Annotated in this window: 22 protein-coding genes; 15 read left to right on the forward strand and 7 right to left on the reverse strand. The window is 72.2% G+C overall.

All coding sequences use genetic code 11. The features are described 5' to 3' along the window. Positions 1-17: 17 nt before the first annotated feature. Entirely contained in the window at positions 18-596 is a 579-nt protein-coding gene (locus BN1187_RS12645; RefSeq protein ID WP_147675123.1) for a hypothetical protein, read from the reverse strand. Positions 597-714: 118 nt separating this feature from the next. On the opposite strand from BN1187_RS12645, the gene BN1187_RS12650 reads away from it, so the two are divergent. After that, positions 715-1,296: a TetR/AcrR family transcriptional regulator gene (locus BN1187_RS12650; protein ID WP_052462682.1), complete on the forward strand. Its 582-nt coding sequence runs from the start codon at positions 715-717 to the stop codon at positions 1,294-1,296. Between the two features lie 6 nt (positions 1,297-1,302). Here BN1187_RS12650 and dcd read toward each other — a convergent pair whose 3' ends face one another. Continuing rightward, positions 1,303-1,881 (reverse strand): dCTP deaminase, encoded by a 579-nt coding sequence (gene dcd, locus BN1187_RS12655; RefSeq protein ID WP_040162250.1) that lies wholly within the window; start codon positions 1,879-1,881, stop codon positions 1,303-1,305. 138 nt (positions 1,882-2,019) lie between these two features. On the opposite strand from dcd, the gene BN1187_RS12660 reads away from it, so the two are divergent. The 4 genes from BN1187_RS12660 (at position 2,020) to BN1187_RS12675 (ending at position 5,267) form a co-directional block, all read left to right on the forward strand. Further along, positions 2,020-3,207, forward strand: a complete 1,188-nt coding sequence (locus BN1187_RS12660) for a YihY/virulence factor BrkB family protein (protein ID WP_052462683.1) — start codon at positions 2,020-2,022, stop codon at positions 3,205-3,207. 67 nt (positions 3,208-3,274) lie between these two features. Continuing rightward, positions 3,275-3,967, forward strand: coding sequence for a DUF6891 domain-containing protein (locus BN1187_RS12665; RefSeq protein ID WP_040162253.1), 693 nt, complete (start codon positions 3,275-3,277; stop codon positions 3,965-3,967). 141 nt (positions 3,968-4,108) lie between these two features. Further along, positions 4,109-4,327, forward strand: a complete 219-nt coding sequence (locus BN1187_RS12670) for a hypothetical protein (RefSeq protein WP_040162256.1) — start codon at positions 4,109-4,111, stop codon at positions 4,325-4,327. Positions 4,328-4,397: 70 nt separating this feature from the next. Continuing rightward, complete coding sequence (locus BN1187_RS12675) at positions 4,398-5,267, forward strand: hypothetical protein (protein ID WP_040162259.1); 870 nt, start codon at positions 4,398-4,400, stop codon at positions 5,265-5,267. A gap of 15 nt (positions 5,268-5,282) precedes the next feature. On the opposite strand, the gene BN1187_RS12680 is transcribed toward BN1187_RS12675, so the two are convergent. Together BN1187_RS12680 and BN1187_RS12685 are read right to left on the reverse strand one after the other, a co-directional pair. Further along, positions 5,283-5,747, reverse strand: a complete 465-nt coding sequence (locus tag BN1187_RS12680) for a hypothetical protein (protein ID WP_040162262.1) — start codon at positions 5,745-5,747, stop codon at positions 5,283-5,285. A 43-nt stretch (positions 5,748-5,790) separates the two neighbouring features. Further along, positions 5,791-6,162: a DUF6547 family protein gene (locus BN1187_RS12685; RefSeq protein ID WP_040162265.1), complete on the reverse strand. Its 372-nt coding sequence runs from the start codon at positions 6,160-6,162 to the stop codon at positions 5,791-5,793. A 108-nt stretch (positions 6,163-6,270) separates the two neighbouring features. Here BN1187_RS12685 and BN1187_RS12690 point away from each other — a divergent pair, with 108 nt between their 5' ends. The 3 genes from BN1187_RS12690 to BN1187_RS12700 are packed head-to-tail and all read left to right on the forward strand — an operon-like array spanning position 6,271 to position 8,167. Continuing rightward, positions 6,271-6,864, forward strand: a complete 594-nt coding sequence (locus tag BN1187_RS12690) for a biotin transporter BioY (RefSeq protein ID WP_040162268.1) — start codon at positions 6,271-6,273, stop codon at positions 6,862-6,864. Between the two features lie 8 nt (positions 6,865-6,872). Beyond that, positions 6,873-7,565 carry an energy-coupling factor ABC transporter ATP-binding protein gene (locus BN1187_RS12695; protein ID WP_040162271.1) on the forward strand — a complete coding sequence of 231 codons (693 nt, stop codon included), beginning with the start codon at positions 6,873-6,875 and terminating at the stop codon, positions 7,563-7,565. Further along, on the forward strand, positions 7,562-8,167 hold the full coding sequence (locus BN1187_RS12700) for an energy-coupling factor transporter transmembrane component T family protein (protein ID WP_040162275.1): 606 nt from the start codon (positions 7,562-7,564) through the stop codon (positions 8,165-8,167). Before BN1187_RS12695 ends, BN1187_RS12700 begins: the two co-directional genes overlap by 4 nt. A gap of 15 nt (positions 8,168-8,182) precedes the next feature. On the opposite strand, the gene BN1187_RS12705 is transcribed toward BN1187_RS12700, so the two are convergent. Further along, positions 8,183-9,376: a zinc-dependent alcohol dehydrogenase gene (locus BN1187_RS12705; protein WP_040163321.1), complete on the reverse strand. Its 1,194-nt coding sequence runs from the start codon at positions 9,374-9,376 to the stop codon at positions 8,183-8,185. 86 nt (positions 9,377-9,462) lie between these two features. On the opposite strand from BN1187_RS12705, the gene BN1187_RS12710 reads away from it, so the two are divergent. From BN1187_RS12710 to serB, 3 genes are all read left to right on the forward strand, one after another. Next, entirely contained in the window at positions 9,463-10,401 is a 939-nt protein-coding gene (locus BN1187_RS12710; RefSeq protein ID WP_040162277.1) for an SDR family NAD(P)-dependent oxidoreductase, read from the forward strand. Positions 10,402-10,484: 83 nt separating this feature from the next. Next, the gene (locus tag BN1187_RS12715; protein ID WP_147675124.1) at positions 10,485-12,884 is read left to right on the forward strand and encodes a sensor histidine kinase; all 2,400 of its coding nucleotides are present in this window, start codon (positions 10,485-10,487) and stop codon (positions 12,882-12,884) included. Further along, positions 12,854-14,071 carry a phosphoserine phosphatase SerB gene (gene serB / locus BN1187_RS12720; protein ID WP_040162283.1) on the forward strand — a complete coding sequence of 406 codons (1,218 nt, stop codon included), beginning with the start codon at positions 12,854-12,856 and terminating at the stop codon, positions 14,069-14,071. Before BN1187_RS12715 ends, serB begins: the two co-directional genes overlap by 31 nt. A gap of 44 nt (positions 14,072-14,115) precedes the next feature. Here the strand turns inward: serB and BN1187_RS12725 are convergent, their stop codons facing one another. After that, positions 14,116-15,141 (reverse strand): ketopantoate reductase family protein, encoded by a 1,026-nt coding sequence (locus BN1187_RS12725; RefSeq protein WP_040162286.1) that lies wholly within the window; start codon positions 15,139-15,141, stop codon positions 14,116-14,118. 186 nt (positions 15,142-15,327) lie between these two features. Between BN1187_RS12725 and BN1187_RS12730 the strand changes: the two genes are divergently transcribed. Then, positions 15,328-16,164 (forward strand): siderophore-interacting protein, encoded by an 837-nt coding sequence (locus BN1187_RS12730; protein WP_052462684.1) that lies wholly within the window; start codon positions 15,328-15,330, stop codon positions 16,162-16,164. Positions 16,165-16,236: 72 nt separating this feature from the next. Here the strand turns inward: BN1187_RS12730 and BN1187_RS12735 are convergent, their stop codons facing one another. Then, positions 16,237-16,557: a hypothetical protein gene (locus tag BN1187_RS12735; RefSeq protein WP_040162291.1), complete on the reverse strand. Its 321-nt coding sequence runs from the start codon at positions 16,555-16,557 to the stop codon at positions 16,237-16,239. 96 nt (positions 16,558-16,653) lie between these two features. Between BN1187_RS12735 and BN1187_RS12740 the strand changes: the two genes are divergently transcribed. The 3 genes from BN1187_RS12740 to BN1187_RS12750 all read left to right on the forward strand — a co-directional run bounded on the left by BN1187_RS12740 (position 16,654) and on the right by BN1187_RS12750 (position 21,039). After that, the gene (locus BN1187_RS12740) at positions 16,654-17,742 is read left to right on the forward strand and encodes a class I adenylate-forming enzyme family protein (protein ID WP_052462685.1); all 1,089 of its coding nucleotides are present in this window, start codon (positions 16,654-16,656) and stop codon (positions 17,740-17,742) included. Further along, positions 17,739-18,971 (forward strand): thiolase family protein, encoded by a 1,233-nt coding sequence (locus tag BN1187_RS12745; protein WP_235750672.1) that lies wholly within the window; start codon positions 17,739-17,741, stop codon positions 18,969-18,971. Before BN1187_RS12740 ends, BN1187_RS12745 begins: the two co-directional genes overlap by 4 nt. Positions 18,972-19,113: 142 nt before the next feature. Further along, complete coding sequence (locus BN1187_RS12750; RefSeq protein WP_052462686.1) at positions 19,114-21,039, forward strand: OmpA family protein; 1,926 nt, start codon at positions 19,114-19,116, stop codon at positions 21,037-21,039. Positions 21,040-21,052: the final 13 nt, after the last annotated feature.

Consider the following 21,052-nt stretch of genomic DNA (forward strand, 5'->3'; position numbering starts at 1 on the left):
CCGCAGGCCGGCCGCGCTCAACTCAGTGTGACGGCCTGCTGGCTCAGCTTGATGCCGTGCTTGGTGCGGGTGTTCGTGCAGGTGACGCCCGAGGCCGCGCTGGCGCACTGGAACACCCCGTGGCGCAGCGACTTGCCGTGCGGCAGGACCGCGATCAACTGGTCGTCGATGCGCCGCCAGGTGCCGAAACCGCGCTGCCAGCCGCTCGCCGGGTCGTCCTTGAAGGGGCGGGCGGCCTGGTCGTCCAGACACACCCACTGGGGCTTGCCGCTCGGCCCGAGGTCGATGGTGTTGGGACGCAGGTCGTCCTCGCCGTTCCAGGACGGGCAGGGCTCGGCCTGCTTGGGAGCAGCCCCCCTGTAGCCGCGCGGGATCAGGCAGGAGATGCCGTCGGAATACAGCACGCACCACAGGTTCCCGTTCGGCGCGGAGAAGGCCGCCTCCTCGTACTTGGACACGTCCAGGGACGCCGGCGCTGGTGGCTTCGAGACCGTCGGCGCGGGCGTCGGCGTCACCTCGCGGGGGGCCGGCGAGGGCGTGCAGCCCGCCACCGAGAGCGCCGTCGCGACAGCCGCGAGCCGACGGTAACGCCTCATCACACCTGCTTCCTTGCTCACCGAACGATAATTTCAGCCGCTGAAAGTGAATATTTTGCGTGCCACAATCCCCGTTTGGTAAGGGCTTTCCCCCGGCTGATCCCTACACTCTGTCTTCGTGCCCAGGCCAAAACTCTACCCCGACGACCTCCGTGACCGCCTCATCGACGCGGCCTCGCAACAGCTGGCGCATACGGGCACCGAGGGCCTCTCGCTGCGCGAGCTCACGGCCACCCAGGGCGCGTCCACGAACGCCATCTACAGCATCTTCGGCGGAAAGCCCGGGCTGATCCAGGCCGTCATCGACTCCGCCGCCGAGTCGTTCGACCAGGCGATGTCGGACGCCTCCGCGGGCGACGCGTCGTTCGACACGGTCCACGCGCTCGGTTCGGCGCACCGGCAGTGGGCGCTGAGCCGCCCGGCGCTGTACAAGCTGATGCTGACGACCGCCGGCCCGCAGCCGGGCGTCTCCGACCTCGATGGAGGACGCGCGGGCGCGCTCGCGCAGGTGGTCGGGCGACTCCACGAGCAAGGCACGCTGTCGGGCGACATCGACCTGGGCGAACTGACGCTGGCGCTGTGGGCCGTCGTGCACGGCTTCGTCGTGCTCGAGATCAACCGCGGCGAGCCGTCCGCGCAGGGCGAGGGTCAGGTGCACCGCGCCCAGACGCTGCTGCTGCGCGGCGCCACCGTCGCCTGAGCCGCGTCACTGCACCGGGCGGCGCCGGAAGTTCTCGTAGCTTCGGGAGGCGGTGGGTCCTCGCTGGCCTTGGTAGTGCGAGCCGCGTCCGGACGAGCCGTAGGGCTGCTCGGCGGCCGAGCTGAGCTGGAAGAAGCACAGCTGGCCGATCTTCATCCCCGGCCACAGCATGATCGGCATGGTCGCGACGTTCGACAGCTCGAGCGTGACGTGCCCGCTGAAACCCGGGTCGACGAAGCCGGCGGTCGCGTGGGTCAGCAGCCCGAGGCGTCCCAGCGACGACTTGCCCTCGACGCGGGCCGCGACATCGTCGGCCAGCGCCAGCGACTCCAACGTGCTGGCCAGCACGAACTCGCCGGGGTGCAGGACGAACGGCTCGTCGGCGCCCACCTCGATCAGCCGGGTCAGCTCCGGCTGCTCCTCGGCCGGGTCGATGTGCGGGTACTTGTGGTTGTCGAAGAGCCGGAAATAGCGGTCGAGGCAGACGTCCACGCTGGAAGGCTGAATCATCGTGGGGTCGAACGGATCGATGACGATCCGGCCGGCCTCGATGCGGGCCTTGATGTCGCGATCACTGAGCAGCACGGCCCGAGCCTAACGTGTGTCGGAGTCTGCGAGCGGAAGGGCTCTCGGCACTAGAGTCGTCCCGACGAGGGCCGGCGCGATCGCGGCCGTCCGCCCGAACCCGGCCGGCTCCTCCCTCCGACCCTCCAGGAGGTGCCGATGACCAGCAGCGGATCCTTCGCCGACGGACTCAACGAGCAGCGCGAGGCCACCGTCCAGCGCGCCGAGACCGCCCCGCACCCGGACGACCAACGCAAGCCCCGCTACGTCCGGCAGATCTCGAGATCGTCGTGGTGGTACGCGATCCGGCGCACCGCCTTCGGCTTCATGGTCAGCCTCGGCATGGACGCCGCCGGCGCGCTCACCTACTACTCGGTGCTCTCCCTGTTCCCCGCGCTGCTGGCGCTCGTCGCCACACTCGGGCTCGTGGGGCAGGGCCGGGCGACGACCGAGTGGATCGTCCGTTTCCTGTCCCGCTACGCGCCCCCCGACGTCGTCGACCTGCTGCGCGGCCCCGTGGAGAACCTCACCAACGCCAGCGGGGCGGGGATCGTGTTCGTCATCGCGGTGCTGGTCGCCGTGTGGTCGGCAAGCGGTTACGTGGCGGCGTTCGGCCGCGTCGCCAACGACGTCTACGGGGTCGTCGAGGGACGTCCGCTGTGGCGGGTCATCCCGACGAACGTCTTCCTCATGGTGCTGACGCTCGTCTTCGGGGCGTTCTTCATGCTGACGGTGCTGACGTCGACGGAGGTCGTCAGGTACCTGGGGACAGCGATCGGCCTGGCCCAACAGACCCAGGACATCTGGAACGCCATCAAGTGGCCCATCCTCGGGCTGGGGGCGATCTGCTACACCTCCCTGATCTACTACGCCACGCCGAACGTCCGCCAGCCCCGGTTCCGCTGGATCAGCACCGGCTCCTCGTTGGCGCTGGTCATCATGGCGGCCGCGGTCTTCCTGTTCACGCAGTACGTCATCCGGTTCGGCCGGTTCAACGCGATGTACGGCGTGGTCGGCTCGGTGACCGTGCTGCTGCTGGTGTTGTGGCTGGCCAACGTGGCGCTGGTGCTAGGCGTCCGGCTGGACGCCGAGCTGGAGCGGGTCCGGGAGTTGCAGGCCGGCATCGCCGCCGAGGAGCGCCTGCAGCTGCCGCCGCGGGACGAGCGGATGGCGATCGCCACCGGGCGCACCCAGCAGCGGTTCGTCGAGCAGGGCCGCGCGATCCGCGAGCGCTACGCCCACATCGATTACGCCGCCGAGAACGCCAGCCCGTCCGATCCGCCGGAGCCCGGGCCCGAAGCGGACGCCGGGTCCTGCGACGGCGGCTCGGGGGCCTCTCGGGCCTGACGACGCCGGACGCCTCCCGCGCCGGTGGGATGTTGCCTGGGCCCCCGGGCGATGGTTGTCTGGATGGGTGACGAGTGACCTCTTCGACAGCGCGTTCCCCCCTGACCCGAGGACGTTCGCCGGTGCGATCAGCCTGCGGCTCGCGTCCGGGGCCGTCTCGGTGGACGAGGTCATCGAGGAGTTCAGCGAGATCGCCGGCGACGTCGAGTCGCCCTTCCTCGACGACGAGCCCATCGACCCCATCGACGTACCGGGGATCGTCGCCGCCGTGGCCGCCGAGTACCGCCGCTGCGTCATGTTCACGTCCGCGGACGCCCGCGCTCTCATCAACGCGCTCGACCGGCTCGCCGACGCGCGCATCCTCTACGTCTACGGCGAGGGCCGAGACGTCGCCGAGTCGCTGGAGGCCGTCACCGGCATGGCCGAGGCGGTGGCCGAGAACGGCGTGGAGCTGCGGGGCGCCCTGTACTCGACGCTGCAGGACCTCGAGCGCATGATCATGGACGGCCGGCTCGTCATCCGCATGGACGACCGAACCGGCGCCGACGACGGCGCCCTCATCGAGGACGTGGTGGCGTTGCTGAACAGCCTCGGCCTCACCGCCGGGTGGACGCCGCCGGAGCGGCGCATCGTCGTCGACCCCATCCATTTCCGCGCACCGCTGGTCACCGACGAGGAGACGCCCTCGGACGCCGGCCCGCCCGTCCCGGACCCCGCGGTCGCCGCGCCGACCCCGCTCGCCCAGGACGAGCAGCAGTAGCTGCAGGGCAAGGTAACGTCCCGGCAAACGAGCGACGAAGTCTCGGTGCCATCTGTTCCGCTCTAGACGACCGGGGGTGGTGGGACGGGCGTGGGTAGGCATGATGGGGGGTCGTTGGCCCTACGAACCCGGGAGTGAACCATGGCCGAGCGCCTGGACTTCTTGAACGGCGTGAACCGCCTTCACGCGTTCTACACCGAGAACGTGCGCATCCTCGCGCACGCCTACAACCTCAGCGACGAGGAGGCCTCGCAGTTGCTGGAGCAGACCGGCTTCCACAACGTCGCCCGCTCGATCCTCCGCCCGCCGCAGGTCGAGACCCGGCTGGAGGACCTCACCAACCAGGTGGGCGACATCTGACCACCGTCCGGGTCGGTTCGAGACCCTGGTCGGACGACGCCGCCGCGACCCTCCGCCTAGGCTGAGGGTCGTGGCGACTCCTCCGACGACCGATCTTCCCCCGCACCGGCGCGGGTTCTTCGGTGTCCCGTGGCGTCCGGCGTGGCAGCCGCCGCCGGGCGTCGCCACCACCGGCCGTATCGCCCCTGTTGTCGGCGTCCTCGCCGCCGTCGTCGCGACCATCCTCGCCTTCTGCGTCCCCGCGGGCGTCCGCGCCGACGATCGCGCCGCCGGGATATCCCTGTTCGTCTTCACCCTCGCCCCGCTGGCTGCGGCCTGCTTCACGTGGCAACGCGACCGCTCGTTTCGGCGCCGGGACGCCCTTGTCGCCGCCGTCGCCGGCTTGGCCACGCTGGCCGCCGGGCCGCTGGCCGCCACCGGGACGGCGTTGGGCGTCCTGGCGTCCCTGGCGCTGCTGCGGGCACGGCTCGTGCCGTTCCCCTGGGTCCGATGGCTGCAGCCGCGCTCGGCGTCCTCGGGCGTGCGGCGCGCGCTGCTGACCGCGGCCCTGACCCCGCTCGTCCTCTGGCTGCTGGCGGGCATGCCGCACACGTTCTCTCTCGGGGCGGACGAGGTGTTCGTCGCCCTCGCCGGGGCGGTGAACCAGGAGGCGGGCTGGCGGCTGTTCTGGTACGCGGTCGCGATCTACGCCATCGGCGGGGTGCCGCGGACGCGCGCGCAGCGGGGGTGGTGCCTGGCGCTGCTGGTGGTGCCCCACGTCCTGATGTTCACCCTCTCCCGGGTGGCCGCGGGCGCCTGGACCGGCCTGCTCCTCGAGGGCGGCCTGGTCGCGCTCGTCTACGTGATCCCGCTCGCGTTGGTGTTCCGCCGGCACGGGCTGGTGCCCGCGGTCCTCGCGCACGCGCTGATCGACGCCGTCAGGTCCGCCGCGCTCGTTTGAGCGGCGGCGTCCGGATCAGCGAAACATCCACTGGACGATCGCGGCGATCAGCGTCACCAGGAAGAAAGCCGCCACGCAGGCCACGAAGGCCACCATCATGATCGAGAACCGCGCAGCCTCCGTCCGGTCGGAGCGCAGCACGAACAGGTTGAACACGAAGCACACGACCGCGAGCAGCACGGGCACCACACCGCCGCCCAGCAGCAACAGCAGCGGCAGGCAGACGGGCAGGATCAACCACGAGGGGCTCTCGGGACCGGTCCGGTAGGTCTGGTCACCGATGACGACGCTCGGGTTGGCCGCGATCCAGCGGCCGCGCAGCCGCGCGTGGACGTCCCGACCGTCGGAACCGGGCAGCCGGTAGACACCCTTGACGGGCTGGATGCGCCGGCCGTCCACCTTCAGCAGGTGACCGCGAACGAGGTCGTTGTCGAAGGCGATGGCGCCGGCCACGCCCGGGAGCTGGACTGATTGCTGCACGTCAGCACAGCCTAGGCCACGACGGCGGGAGCCGCGCTCCCCGTCATGACCGCCCCGGCCAGGGACCGTCGTCCATGCGGTCGAGGAAGTGATCGGTGGGCATCCCCGTCTCGTCGCCGAGGAACAGCTCGACCCGCGCGGCTTCCAGCACCCGCAACGCGTTGTAGACGCCCGACTCGAACTCGGCCGCGAACAGGCCCGCCAGCACGTCGCGCTGCTCGTCGGCCAGGGAGCCCAGCAGCACGTTCATGGCGTGCTGCTCCGGCTGTTCGGACTCGACTTCCGCGGCCTCGGCGTTCTCGTTCCACAGCCCCGCCTGGATGCGCCGTGCGGAGACCTGGCCTTCACCCTCGCGGCACTGGACGACGAGGGCGTCGATGATCGCCCGGTACAGCACCACGTTGTCGTCGCTCATGGGCCCATCATCGTCCAGAAGCCAGGTTCTGGCCACCGTCGGCCCCAGACACGAGCCGATGGCGTACCGTATGGGGCGAAACCTCAACCGGTGGAAGGACCTGTCCCGATGGCGACACCACGCAGCACCTCCCGCGACCTCGCTCTTATCGCGATCTTCGCGGGGATCACCTTCGCCCTCGGCCTCGTCCCCCCGCTCTACGTGCCCATCTCCCCGGTCCCGATCACCGCCCAGTCGCTGTCGTGCATGCTGACGGGCTCAATCATCGGCGCGCGCCGAGGCGGTCTCGCGCTGCTGCTGTTCCTGGTGCTGACGGCCATCGGGCTGCCGCTGCTGTCCGGCGGCCGCGGCGGCATCGGGGCGTTCATGGGCCCGTCGGCGGGCTTCCTCATCGGGTGGCCCATCGTCACCTGGCTGATCGGCCTGCTCACCGAGCGCGTGGGCGCGCCCTACCGGGTCGGCGCCGGCCTCGGCATCAACGCGCTCGGCGGCATCGTCGTGCTGTACCTGTTCGGCATCGGCGGCATGATCCTGCGCACCCAGATGACGCTGCCCGCCGCGCTGCTCGCCAACGCCCCCTTCATCCCGGGCGACCTGGTCAAGGTCGTGATCGCCGCCCTGGTCGCCAAGGGCGTCCACAGCGCCTATCCCGGCCTGCTGCAGCAGCGGCGCACGGCCGGCGCCGGCGCGACCGTCGCCTGAGGTCCGCGTTGCGCGTCGAGGTCGACCACGTCAGCCACGTCTACCCCGGTCCCAGCCCGCGCCGGGTGCTCGACGACGTCACGGTCGAGCTGACGCAGCGCCGCGTCGGCGTCATCGGAGCGAACGGGTCGGGCAAGTCCACGTTCTTGCGGCTGATGAACGGGCTGATCGTCCCTGACGCCGGCCACGTGCGCGTCGACGGGCTCGACACGGCCAAGGACGCGCGTGAGGTGCGCAGGCGCGTCGGGTTCTGCTTCACCGACCCCGACAACCAGATCATCATGCCCACGGTCGCCGAGGACGTCGCGTTCGGCCTGCGCAAGGCGAAGCTGCCCAAGGACGAGGTCGCGGGCCGGGTCGACGTCCTGCTGCGCCGCTTCGGGCTGGAGGGCCACGCCGAGCACCCGGCGCACCTGCTCTCGGGCGGGCAGAAGCAGTTGCTGGCGCTGGCGTCCGTGCTGATCACCGAGCCGGACCTGCTGATCATGGACGAGCCGACCACCCTGCTCGACCTGCGCAACGCTGCCGAGATCGGCCGCGTCGTCGGCGAACTCGACCAATCGGTGCTGCTCGCCACCCACCACCTCTACCTGCTGGAGTCCTTCGACCGGGTGCTGGTCTTCGACGGCGGACGCATCGTCGCCGACGATGCCCCAGGCCCGGCGATCGCGTTCTACCGCGAGCTCATGGGCGTCGCGTGAACACCGGCACGCTCGGGCTGTACCGGCCGGGGACGTCCCCGCTGCACCGGGCCCGCGCCGGGACGAAACTGCTGGGGCTGGCCGCCCTGGGCTTGGGCTCGGTGTTCCTGACCACCTGGCAGACGGTGACGGCGGCGCTGGCGCTCGTCGTCGCGCTCTACGCGGTGGCGGGCCTGCCGCCACGGACCATGCTGAGGCAGGTGCGGCCGATGCTGTTCATCGTGGTGTTCGTCGCCGTCTTCCACGTCTGGACGGCCGGCTGGGTGCGGGCCTACGAGGTGCTGGGCGTGATCTTGCTGCTCGTGCTGGCCGCGGCGCTGGTCACGCTGACGACGCCGGTCTCGGCCATGGTGGACGCCGTGGTCGCCGCCGCGGGCGGGCTGCGTCGCTTCGGGGTCGACCCCGAGCGGCTGGGGCTGATCCTGATGCTGGGCATCCGCTGCGTCCCGCTCATGAGCACGCTGGTGGCCGAGGTGCGCGAAGCGCAGTCCGCCCGCGGCACCCGGTCGCTGCGCGCCTTCGCGGTGCCGCTGATCGTGCGCGCGCTGCGCGAGGCGGACGCGATGGGCGAGGCGCTGGTCGCCCGCGGCGTCGACGACTGAGGACCGGGCTTGCTCTCAGCCCTCCTGGGGCTTGAGGACCACCTTGATGCAGCCGTCCGACTTCGTCTGGAACATCTTGTAGGCGTCCGGCGCCTCGGCCAGGGGTAGGCGGTGCGTGGCGAGGGTCTCCAGCCCGAGGACGTCGTCGGCCTGGCCGGCGATGTCGGCGAGCTCGGGCGTCCAGCGCTTGACGTGGCACTGCCCCATCCGGAGCGTCGCGCCCTTGTCGAACAGGGTCATCAGCGGCATCGGGTCGATGTTGCCGCCGTAGACACCGCTGATCGAGATGGTGCCGCCCCGCTGCACGGCCTGGCAGGCCGTGTGCAGCGCGTCCAGCCGGTCGATGCCGGCCTTCTCGATCGCGGCCCGGCCGAGCCCGCCGGGAAGCCTGCTGGCGCCGGCGATCACCTTCTCGGCGACGGGATTGCCGTGCGCCTCCATCCCCACCGCGTCCAGGACGCCTTCCGGCCCGCGGCCGTCGGTGCGGTCCTTGAGTTCCTGGGCGACGTCCTTGACCGCGCGGTAGTCGATCACCTCGGCGCCGTATTGCTCGGCGAGCGCGAGCCGCTCCGGCTCCAGGTCGACCCCGATGACGCGCTCGATGCCGAGCTGCTTGGCCGACCGCACCGCCAGCTGGCCGACGGGTCCCAGGCCGAGCACCGCGAGGGTGCCGCCCTCGGGTACGTCGGCGTACTTCACGCCCTGCCAGGCGGTCGGCAAGATGTCGGAGAGGTAGAGGAAGCGCTCGTCCGCAACGCCCTCGGGCACCTTGACGGGGCCGAAGTCGGCGTGTGGAACCCGGACGAGCTCGGCCTGGCCGCCCGGCACGGACCCGTACAGCGTCGTGTAGCCGAACAGGGCGGCGCCCTTGTCCTGCTCCGTGACCTGGGTGGTCTCACACTGGGCGAACATGCCGCGGTCGCACATGAAGCAGTGTCCGCACGAGATGGTGAAGGGCACGACCACCCGGTCACCGACCTGCAGGTTCTGCACCGCCGAGCCGACCTGCTCGACGATGCCCATGAACTCGTGCCCCAGCACGTCACCGGGCTTGAGGAACGCGGCCAGCACGCCGTACAGGTGCAGGTCGGATCCGCAGATGGCCGTCGACGTCACCCGGACGATCGCGTCGGTCGGGTCCTGCAGCACAGGATCCGGCACCTCCTCGACTCGGACGTCCTCGATCCCCTGCCACGTGAGTGCTCGCATGCTGCCCATGCTACGCGGGCGCGGGCAGGCCGTCGCCACCCCGCGGGGTGAACATCGGGCAGGGTCCCTCTGGATAGGGTCCGTTCATGACTGAGAACACAGGGATCGCCCTGGTTGCCGGGGCGTCGCGCGGCCTGGGTCTGCTGATCGCACGTGACCTGCTCGAGCGCGGCTACGACGTCGCCATCAGCGCGCGCGACTCTCAGGAGTTGGACGCCGCGAAGGCCCAGCTCGACGGGGTCGGCCCGCGCGTGGTGGCGCTGCCCTGCGACGTTCGGGACGCTGACGCCGTCCGTGCGTTGGTCGCCGACGTCGAGGGCGCGCTCGGGCCGCTCGACGTGGCCGTCCACGTCGCCGGCATCATCCAGGTGGGGCCTGCGGTGGCGGCCGAACTCTCCCACTTCGACGACGCGATCGACACGATGCTGCGTGGCCCGATCCACCTGGCGTGGGCGGTACTGCCCGGCATGCGTGACCGCCGGCGCGGGCGCATCGGCGTCGTCACGTCGATCGGCGGGGTCGTCGCGCCCCCGCACCTGCTGCCGTACTCGACCGCGAAGTTCGGAGCGGTGGGCTTCACCGAGGGGCTGGCCGTCGAGCTGTCCGGCACCGGCGTCACGGCCAGCGCGATCGTGCCCGGGCTGATGCGCACCGGCTCGCACCGGCGGGCCCGGTTCTTCGGCGATGCCCCCCACGAGTACGCCTGGTTCGGGCCGGCCGCGTCCCTTCCCCTGCTCTCGATGGACGCCCGCCGTGCGGCCGCCCGCATGGTCGACGGCGTCCTGGCCGGCAAGCCCGTCGTGCAGGTGGGCCTCCTGGCCCGGGTCGCCTCCCGCGTCCACGGCCTGCTCCCGGGCACCACCGTCCGCGCGCTCGGGATCGGGTCGCGGCTCCTCCCGTCCGCTCGGCCCGATCAGAGCGACCTCGTCGAGGGCCGCGAGGCGTCCGAGCAGCTCGGCTCCGGCATCGTCCGCCGGCTCACGACCCTCGGCGATCGTGCGGCGCGTCGTCACAACGAAGGCTGACCGTTGCCCCCGTTCCCGGCGCAGGTCTTCGTGCGTGGGACATGGAGTCGCAAAATGAATGAGAACGGCGTGATAATAGGTCGGTGAGACAAGGGGCAGGGTTCGCGCGGTTGTCGCGCAGGCTCCAGGACGAAGTGCAGCTGCCGGCGTTCAGGACCGAGTTCCTCCCGCGCGACCACGCGCGGGTGATCAAGGACAGCCCGCTCGACAAGTACCTGCCCGCCTGGCTGCGCGACTTCGTCCTGACCCGGTCGCTGATGGAGCGGGCGTTGCAGGCGGCCGGCGTGATCTGCATGGCCGTCACCTGGACGCTCCTCGCCATCCGCCTCTCCCGACCGATCGGGTGGGAGTACCCGCCCGGGGCCGTCCCCCTCACCCTGTCGCTGTTCGCAGCGATCATCCTGTTCTCCATCGCCGAGGCCTTCTACTCGCCCGGGACGAACTGGGCCGCGAGAGCCTTCTGCGTGTTCACCTGGATCGTCGGGGCCGCGCACCTGCCCTACCTCATCGACCACCCCGCGCGGCACTCGGTGCCTCCGCTGTTCGACATCGTGATCGTCGCGCTCTTCTTCGCGCCGTTCGCGTTCGGGACGCGCCTGGGCATCCTGACCGCCGTCTGCTTCGGGGCCTACTACGTGCTCCTGCGCCCCCCCGTGATCGGGTTGTTCGCCGGAACGGCGTCGGCGCTCGTGTGGGGCTGCGTCGGCGTCGCGGTGGCCCTGTTCCTCGAACTCGCCGTCCAGACCGCCGACGACATCCAGGAGACGTCCGACCGCAACGGGGCGCTGCGTGATGTCGTCATCCGGGCGCAGAGCCGCTGGTTCGAGCAGGTGAACTGGAACGGCCTCATCCACGACAAGATCCTCGGTGCGCTCCGGCTGGCCGTCCGCGAGCCGGAGCTGAGCGACAATGCGGCCGAGCTCGCGGACCAGGCGCTGGGCGTCCTCGCTCAGACGACGCCCGACCGGGTGTCCCGCTCGTTCCGCTCCGACATCGAGAGCAACGCCGAGCGGCTGGGCCTCGACGTCTCGGTGGACGTCCACGGCGACCTGCCCGACGTCATGGCGATCCAGACGATGACGGACGCCGCGGTGGAGGCCTTGACCAACGTCGCGCGGCACTCGGGACAGACCCGAGCGGACGTCCGCGTCCGGGCGGACGGCCACCACGTCAAAGTGGTGATCCGCGACCAGGGTGTCGGCTTCCTCCGTACCGGGAACCGCGGCGCGGGCATCCCCGTCGGCATCAAGGCCCGCCTCGAGTCGATCGGCGGCCAGGCCGATGTGCTGTCCGTGCCCCAGGAGGGCACCGTCGTCACCCTCCGCTGGGAGGACCGACCGCCGCCCGAGCCCCCCTTCATCGGTTGGAGCTCGCGGAGGCTCCTGATCGTCGGCATCCCCGCCGGGCTGCTGATGCTGCTCCACTTCCTGGCGGGCGCCTCAGCGGGGGGCTACCGCGACACGGGGGTGCTGGCGACCGGGATACTCGCCGTCGCGATCCTGACCATCGCCACCACCTTCATTCCCCAGGACACGAGGTCCTGGCTCGCCCTGTGCGTGGCCATGGGGCTCGTCACGATCCCGCTCACGCTGAACCTGTCCAACCCCACCACCCTCGATTGGCGCTACTGGTGGGGCGGCGCGTTCGCCACGGCGCTGGCGTCGCTGTCGTTCGCGATCCGCCCGATCTCCGGTTGGGTCGGGTTGTTCCTGCTGGTGCTCATCGAGGGGACGACGCGGGCCGCGCTCGGCTGGCCGATCGTGGTGCAGCTCGGGTGGAACTACATCATTGCGTTCGCCTTCACTCTCCTGGCCAGCAGCATCAGGCTGGCGCTCGACCGCTCCGCGCTGTCGATCAACCGTGCGGCCGTGCAATCGGGCACCCTGCGCGTCCGGGTCATCCAACAGCAGGAGCAGGACTACGCCGCCATGCGCGACGGCGCGCTGCTCCGTTCCGACGCCAAGCCGCTGCTGGAGCGCATCTGCGCCGGAGGCGTGCTGACCGAATCCGAGCGCGAGGCGATGTCGCGCCTCGAGGCGCGGCTGCGCGACCGCCTGATCGCCGGACCGCTCATCACCGACGCGCTCGAGGACGCCGTCGCCTCGGCCCGCCGCCGGGGCGTCCGCGTCGAGCTGCTCGCCGAGGCCGCGCCGCTGAACGCCGAGATCGAGCATTTCCGCTCCCTCGTGATCGCGGCGCTCGCGTTGTCCCCGAACCGCGGCTACCTGTCGGCCCAGTGGCGTCCACTCGGACGCCGCCGCGGCAGCATCGCGGTCGTCGGCTGCATGCCCCCGGACGCCGCCGCGAGGATGATCGCGGCGACCCCGAGGGGGGCCCGCTGCGGGCGCTCGTCAGCGGCGACGACGACTCCCTGCTCGTCGAGGTGGAGGGCCCGGACACACCCGTCGCGCTCGAGCCTGTGCCGGTCGTCGCCACGCCCTAGGATCGAGGCGTGCTCGACCCCCAGCAGCCCACCCTCCTGATCACCGTGGCGGGCCGGGAGCGATCCGGCCTGCGTGCCGCGCTGTTCCGCGAGGTCGCCCGGCACAACGCGGTGGTGCTCGACATCGAACAGCTCGTCGTGCGCGGCTCGATGACGCTGTCGTTCTTGCTCACCGACCTCGACGCGGACGCCGAGGACCACCTCACCGGGCGCTTCATCGACCTGTGCCGAGACATCGGCCTGCAGGTGCACACCGTCCGCGGCTACGGCGATCAGGTCGGCGACGACCCCGCCCGCGCCATCGTCACCGTGCTCGCCGACCCGCTGCGCGCCGAGCACGTGGCCCACGTGACGTCGGTGTTCACGCGGCTGGGCGTCCACGCGTACCACATCCGGCGGCTGTCGACGTCGCCGACGACGATCCAGTTCTACCTGTCGGGCCAGGGCACCAGCGTCGAGGCGCTTCGCCCCGCGCTGGCCCGCCTCGGCGCGCGGGAGGGCTTCGACGTCTCGGTGTCCCCGGCCGGACTGCGGCGGTACGGGCGCCGGCTGGTCGTCATGGACGTCGACTCCACCCTGATCCAGGACGAGGTGATCGAGCTGCTCGCCGCCCACGCCGGCCGCGAGAAGGAGGTCGCCGCGGTCACCGAGCGGGCGATGCGCGGCGAGCTCGACTTCGCCCAAAGCCTGCACGAGCGGGTCAGGGCGCTGGCCGGGCTTCCGGAATCCGTCATCGGCGAGGTCTCCCGCCAGCTGCGCCTCACCCCCGGCGCGGACACGTTGATCCGGACGCTGCACTCCCTCGGCTTCACGACCGCGCTGGTCTCGGGCGGCTTCCTCGAGGTGATCCGGCCGCTGGCCGACAAGCTCGGCATCACCCGCGTCCAGGCGAACCAGCTGGAGGTCGTCGACGGCGTCCTGACCGGGAACGTACTCGGCGCGGTCGTCGACCGGGCGGCCAAGGCGGACGCCCTGCGCCGGCTGGCCGCCGAGGAGGGCCTGCCGCTCGACCGGACCGTCGCCATCGGGGACGGCGCGAACGACCTCGACATGCTGGCGCTGGCCGGGTTGGGGATCGCCTTCAACGCCAAGCCGGCGGTGCGCGCCGCGGCGTCCACGACCCTGAACGTCCCGAACCTGGACGCCGTGCTGTCGCTGCTGGACATCTCCCGAGCGGATATCGAGGAGGCCGAGGCCGAGGAGGCCGAGGCCGAGCAGGCCCCCTGAGGCGCCGCAGGCCCGGCCGGTTCCGCGGCGGCGCCGGGACGTCCTCAGAGGAGGGCGAGCAGCGCCTCGGGACGGCGCCGGAACTGTTCGCGCTCGATGGCGCCGGACGTCAGCCCCTCGAGGGTGTCGGTCAGCACCCGGTTCACCGGCGCCGCCACCCCGCAGGACGCCCCGTGGCGCGCGACCGCGCCGTTGAGCCAGGCGACCTCGGTGCGGCGTCCGGCCTGCAGGTCGATGTGGAAGCTCGGCATCTTGTGGCCACGCGCCGAACCCAGCGTGCGCTGCAGGATCGGTTTGGCGACGAACCGCGGCACCCGCTCGACGCCGAAGGCCAGCGCCCGCACCGGCGTCCCGGGCAGGTCGACGGGGCGAAGCCCGAGCCCGCGCATCACGGCGACGCACTCGCGCAGCACGGCCATCTCGACGTCGTACAGGCGGTCGTCGGCGAACAGGGCGCCGACCGGCATGTCGAGGATCGCCGAGGTGGCGTTCCCGATGAGGTTGGTCAGCATCTTCGACCACTTCATCGGCGCCGCCTCCGGGAAAACCCGGGCGCCCAGCCGGGCGTCGTTGAGCGCCTCGGCGACGCGCGGGGCCAGCGGGTGGCCGGCCGCGATGCCGACGCCGCGGCGCCTCTCCTCGATCACCTCGCCGACCGCCGGCTTACCGATCGCGCTGGTCAGGGTGCCCGCGATCACCCCCGCCTCCCCGACGTGCCGGGCGATCGCCGCTTCGTTGTCGACGCCGTTCTGCAGCGACAGCACCGGCGGCAGGGGCGCGGGTCCGGCGCACTCCTTCAGGTCGGCCATCACCGCGTCGGTCTCGAAGGACTTCAACGCGAGGACGGTCACGTCGTGGGGGCCGGCCGCGAGCGCCTCCCGGGCGGTGGTGTAGACCCGAACGTCGCGCACCAGGCGGGTGTCGCCGTCCATGTGCAACCGCAGGCCGCTCTGCTGGATCAGCACCGCCGTGCGCGCCCGTTCGACGAACGACACGTCGTGTCCGGCCGCCGCCAACGACCCGCCCACGTACGTCCCGACCGCACCGGCGCCCACGAAGAGGAACTTCATGGGGGCCATCCTTCCCCACCGGCCGCCCCGGTGTCGTCTCACACCCCCGAGACGCGCTCCGCACCGGCGGCGCTCCCCCTCGTCGGGGTGGGTCGCGGGATGAGAAGGGGGGTTGTCCGGAGTGTTAGGCAAGCCTAACCTCATGACATGCGTCTTCCGAGTCCGGGCTGCGGGTGAGCTGAGCCGATGAGCACCGCCTACCGCGCGTTCGGCGCTCGGCTCACAGCCCGGCGCGCCCTCGGCGAGTCGTATGTCCGGCTGACCCTTGCCGGCGAGCTCGCCCATGTCAGCCCCACCCTCCTCGACCAACGCGTCAAGCTCGCCTTCGGCTCGGCCGAGGCGCTGCGCGACCTCCGCGGCGCCGGGACCGACTGGTACGCGTTCTGGCAGGGGCAGCCGAACGACGTGCGCCCCGCGATCCGCACCTACACCCTGACGGCGGTCCGCCCCGCACTCGGCGAGGTGGACGTCGACGTCGTCATCCACGGCGCCCAAGCGTCCGCCGGGCCAGGCGTCCGGTTCGCGACGCAGGCGCCGCTGGGCAGCGAGGTCGTGCTGATCGCCGCCGACCGCACCAAGCCCGGTCACGACAGCGTGGGCGTCGCCTGGAACCCGCGCGAGGCGCACCGTGTGCTGGTCGTCGGCGACGAGACCGCGCTGCCCGCCATCGAGAACATCACGACCACCCTGCCCGCGAACAGCGGCGGCCGCATCATCGTCGAGGTGCCGCACGAGGCCGACGTCCGGCCGCTGGAGGCGCCCACCGGGGTCGACGTCACCTGGTGCGTCCGCGACCGCGGGGAGCGAGCCTGCGACGCGCTGCCGTTCCCCGCCTGCGCGGTCGCCGAGAAGGAGACCGACGATCTCGTCTGGCAGGAGGGCTCGGGCGGCGAGGCGTACGTGTGGGTCGCCGGCGAGGCCGGCTGGGTCAACGGCATCCGCGCGGGCGCCAAGCAGGCCGGGGTTCCCCGGCGCCAACTCGCCTGCATGGGGTACTGGCGCGCCGGACGCGCCGGGGCCTAGGACGCCGGCCGCGTCCGCCCCTCCTCCGGCCGGACGCCCACCGCCGTTCCAGGAGGACGCGCGACGCCGCCGTCAGTCGGGGACGATGTCGGTCGCGGGATCCGGGACCTCCTGCGCGATCCGATCGTCGATCGTCTCGCGGCGCACCTCGTCCACCTCGACCTGCCGGTCGACCGGGATCGCGCCCTCGAGGTCGGGATCGTCCTCACCGATCGACTGGGAAAGGTCGGCGCCGTCGTCCAGCAGGTCGGAGGTCTCCAGGTCCTCGGTCATGACCTCCCCGTAGGGACGCTCCTGCGCGACCTGTTCGGCGCGGCGCACCTCGTCGTCCATGCCGTCGAGGCTCTCCTGCTCGTCGATGTCGGCCAGATTCTCGTCGCGGGGCTCAGTCATGCGGCCCAGGGTAGGGGACGCGCCGGCACAGCCCCACCCCCTTCTGTTTCAATGAGGTCAGCCGCCGAGGCGGAATGCACGACGCGATGGGACACCATGCGACTCCAGACGACCGACGACCAGGCCGCGCTGCTGCGCGCGTTCGTGCCGGCCATCGTGGAAGGCGCCGGCGGGGCGGTCGCGGACCCCGGCTGGAGCCCGGATCTGCTCGAGCGCGCCCGGCATGACCTGGCCGCCGCCGAGGTGCCCGAGGGATGGATGGTGCTGTTCACGTCCGGGTCGACGGGGCGCCCGCGCGGGGTCGTGCGCACCACCGCGTCCTGGAACGACGCCCAGCCCGCGTTCGGCGACTGCGTGCCGCTCGGCGACGGCGACGTCGTGTGGACGCCCGGACCGCTGTGGTCGGGACTGTTCCTGTGGGGGGCGTGGCACGGCGTCCACCGCGGCGTCCCGGTGCTGACGAGGGACGACGATCCCGTCGCCGCGACCTGCGCGTTCTGCGTCCCCGCGCAGGTCGGCGGCCTGCTCGCCGACCTGACCGCCGGACGGTTGCCGCGGCTGCACACGGTGGTCCTCGGCGGGGACGCCCTCGACCGGCGCCGCCGCGAGGCGTTGCGCGCCCGCGGCGTCCGGGTGGTGGAGTACTACGGCGCCGCCGAGCTGAGCCTGGTCGCGATCGCGGACGACGCCGAGCGCGGCTACCGGCCCTTCCCCGGCGTCGAGCTGCGGGTCGCTGACGGGCGCGTCGAGTGCGCGACCCCGTTCGCCGCGCGGGGCTACCTGCGCGACGACCCCGCCGCTCCCCTGACCCGCGACGGTCGCTGGCTCGGCGTCGGCGATTTCGGCGAGCTGACCGGCGGCCGGCTGGTGGTGCGGGGGCGCGGCACGTCCGCGGTGAACGTCGGCGGCCACACCGTCATCGCCGAGGACGTCGAGCGCTGGCTGACCGGGCTGGACGGGGTCACGGACGCCGCGGTCGTCGGGCTGGCGAACCCGCGGCTGGGCCAGACGCTCGCCGCCGCCGTCGCCGGAACCCTGGACGTGGACGCGCTGCGCGCCGCCTCGGTCGCCCTGCCGCGCGCCTCGCGTCCGCGTCGCTGGCGGGTGGTGGACGCCGTCCCGCGCACCCCCGCGGGCAAGGTCGACCGGGCCCGCGCCGCCGAGCTGTTCCGGGACGCCTCGTGATCGGCCCGCGGCCCGACCACGGCACCGCGCGGAGCCGGCGCGCGGACGAGCGACGCCTCCGGCAGCCCGATCCCGGCCTCGCCCCCGTCATCGTCGCCGCCCGACGGACGCCGTTCGGCACCGCGGGCAAGGCGTTCGCCGAGGTCGAACTGATCGACCTCGTGGCGCCGGTGCTGCGCGCGCTGGTCGCGGACCTGCCGGGCGCGCCGCCCGTCGACGACGTCGTGCTCGGCAACACCCGCGGTCCCGGCGGCAACCCGGCGCGGGTCGCGGCGCTGTCCGCCGGGCTGGGGCTGGAGGTGCCGGGCGTGACCGTCGACCGCCAGTGCGGCTCGGGTCAGGAGGCGATCCACGTGGCGGCGGCGCAGGTGGCGTCCGGACGCGCGCTGCTGGTGCTGGCCGGCGGTGGCGAGAGCGCGAGTACACAGCCGATCCGGCTTTGGCCGGGACGCCACGGCGCCGAGCCGGTCCCGTTCGACCGCGGGCCGTTCGCTCCGGCCGAGATCGGCGACCCCGACATGGGTCCCGCGGCCGAGAACGTCGCCCGCGAGGTCGGGATCAGCCGCGAACGCCAGGACGCCTACGCCGTCCGCTCGCACGCCCGCACGCTGGCCGCCCGGGACGCGGGCGTGTTCGACGCCGAGATCGTCCCGATCGGTGGGGTGCGGGTCGACGAGCGCCCGCGGCTGCTGTCGGAACGCGTGCTGTCCCGGTTCCCGCCGGCGTTCGAGCCGGGCGGCACCGTCACCGCAGGCAATTCCTGCGGGGTCAGCGACGGGGCCGCCCTGGTTGCGGTCGTCCCCGAGTGGCTGCGCGCCGAGCTCGGGTTGCCCGGGCTGCGAATCGTCGACTGGACGGCCACGGCGCTGCATCCCACCCTGCCCGGGCTGGGACCGGTGTCAGCGGTGACGCGCGTCCTCGAGCGCGCGGGTCGTCCGCTGACCTCGGTGGACGTCCTCGAGGTGACCGAGGCGTTCGCCGCCCAGGTGCTCGGCTGCACCGACCGGCTCGGCGTCGCCGTCGAACCGTCCGGGGCGGGGCCGGTGGTCTGCCCGGACGGCGGGGCGCTGGCGCTGGGGCATCCGTGGGGCGCGAGCGCCGCCGCCCTGCTCGTGCGCCTGTTCGACCGGCTGGTGCGCCGCGGGCTCGGCACCGTCGGCGTCGCCACCTGCGGCATCGGCGGCGGCCAGGGACTCGCGACGCTGGTCGAGGTCGTCCGGCCTGGCTGACCGCCGGCCCGACCGCATCGTCCACAGGCTTCGTCGGCTCGCGCGATCTCCACGAGAGATCTGTGGACAGCTCCCCGGGCTGGACGAGGACCAGCTAGCTTGACCGAACACGCACCCGGCCCGCCCGTTGAATGAGGACCCCATGCGTCGACGCACCCTGCTCGCCAGCTCCATCATCGCCCTGCTCGCGGCCGGGTGCACCCCGACAGGTGCCCCTCAGGGAGGCGGCGCCCCCTCCGGGGTGACGGTCGAGGCGCAGCAGGGCCCGGCCCCCTCGTCCACGGTGGCCGACCTGTCCGTGCGCGCCGACCAGTCGGTTCGCACCGGCGACGCCGTCGCCGTCGCGCTCTCGGTCGCGACCAACGCCGCCGAGACCGACCTCACCGGAGACGACCTGCAGGTCACCACCAACAACGGCGTGGAGGTGCCGGTGACCATGCAGCAGGTCACCCTCAACCCCGACTCGGTGGCGACCGCCCGCCTGAACGTCCCGCTGCCGAACGTCGACGTCAATCGCCTCGACGTTGTGGTCCGCAGCCGAAGCGGCAAGGAGGCGAAGGTGGCCGTCCCCGTCCCGGCCGCCGGCAAGGCCCTCGCCTGGCAGCCCGCGCCCGTTCGGCAGGTCGCCGTGCCACAGGCCGTCACGCGCACCGGCGACGCCGACCTGGTCGTCGACACCGTCCGCTCTGAGGGGCTGATCACCGAGGTGAGCTACCACTCCAGCGGGCTCGGCGGGTATGCACCGCAAACCGGCTCGACGGGCGCGGTGCGAGACGGCGTGACGCTCACCGAGAGCGGCGGCACCGTCCACCCGCTCATCGGACAGAGCTCCGAATCCAGCGTGAAGGACGGCCGCCGCCGCGGCACGCTGCGTTTCCTCGGGGAGATCGGTGCCGACACCACCAACCTCACGCTCGCCGCCAACCCGGGCGGGTGGACGAAGACCGCCGACCCGATCTCGATCACGCTGCCGTCCCACGCCGACTCGCCGGTGGAGCCGGCCGCCGGCACGCTGGCGCGCAGCGTCGCGAAACCAGTCACGCTCCGCTCGGCCGGCGGTGCGACGTGGGCGGTCGAGAAGATCGACGTGATGCCCGAGTACATCGCCGTCCAGGGCACGGTGAAGGCCGGGTCGCGGGAGTTGAGCGTGGCGACCTCTGACGTCGTCAAGCCGAGCGTCCTCGTCGAGCCGGACGGGTTCGCCCACGCCATCACCACGCCAGCCGGCGTCGACCTGAACCTGAAGCCGGGCGAGTCCGGCAAGCTGACCCTGGTGTTCCAGGGCGCCACGAAGCCCGACGTGACCGCGCTGCAGGTGAAGCTCGGCTACGAGTCGGTCGTCGCCGTCAACTCGATCACGGGCACCCTCACGATCCCGGCCGCCGACAAGGCCAACCCGCCCACCGACGGCATCACGTTCGGCCAGCTCAACGAGCAGCCGCCGACCCCGGCGATCACGGTCACGCCCGCACCGGCGTCCCAGCCCCAGGCGACCGACAGCGCTGCCCCCACCACTTTCCCCACGCCGTCGACTGAGTTCTCGGTCCGCGACATCGTCCCTCTCCCCGGCACCACCAACGTCGACCTCGGCGCGGTGCGCTCGACCGGCCAGGGCACCACGCTCCCCCAGGTCGCCTCCGCCGCCGAGGTGGACGCCGGGGCCGACGAGAAGGCGCAGAAGTCGCTGCAGGACCTCGGCGCGAAGAAGACCCCGGACGGCTGGGTCGTCACCCTTCCCGAGACGGTGCTGTTCGACTACAACAAGGCCGACGTGCTGCCGAACGCCGACGCGAAGCTGACCGCCGTGGCCGACGTCCTGAAGTACTACGACCAGGCGAAGATCGGCGTCCAGGGCCACACCGACAGCACCGGCGACGCCGCGCACAACCAAGAGCTCTCCCAGCAGCGCGCCCAGGCGGTCGCGGACAACCTCGCGGCCAAGGGCATCGCAGTCGGACGCATGAAGGTCAGCGGCTTCGGCGCAACCAAGCCGGTGGCGTCCAACGGCACCGAGGACGGCAAGGCGAAGAACCGTCGCGTGGAGGTCGTGCTCACCGACAACGCCTAGAGCCCGGGGGTTG

It is taken from the genome of Nigerium massiliense, from assembly GCF_000826085.1.
Taxonomy (GTDB): domain Bacteria; phylum Actinomycetota; class Actinomycetes; order Propionibacteriales; family Propionibacteriaceae; genus Propioniciclava; species Propioniciclava massiliense.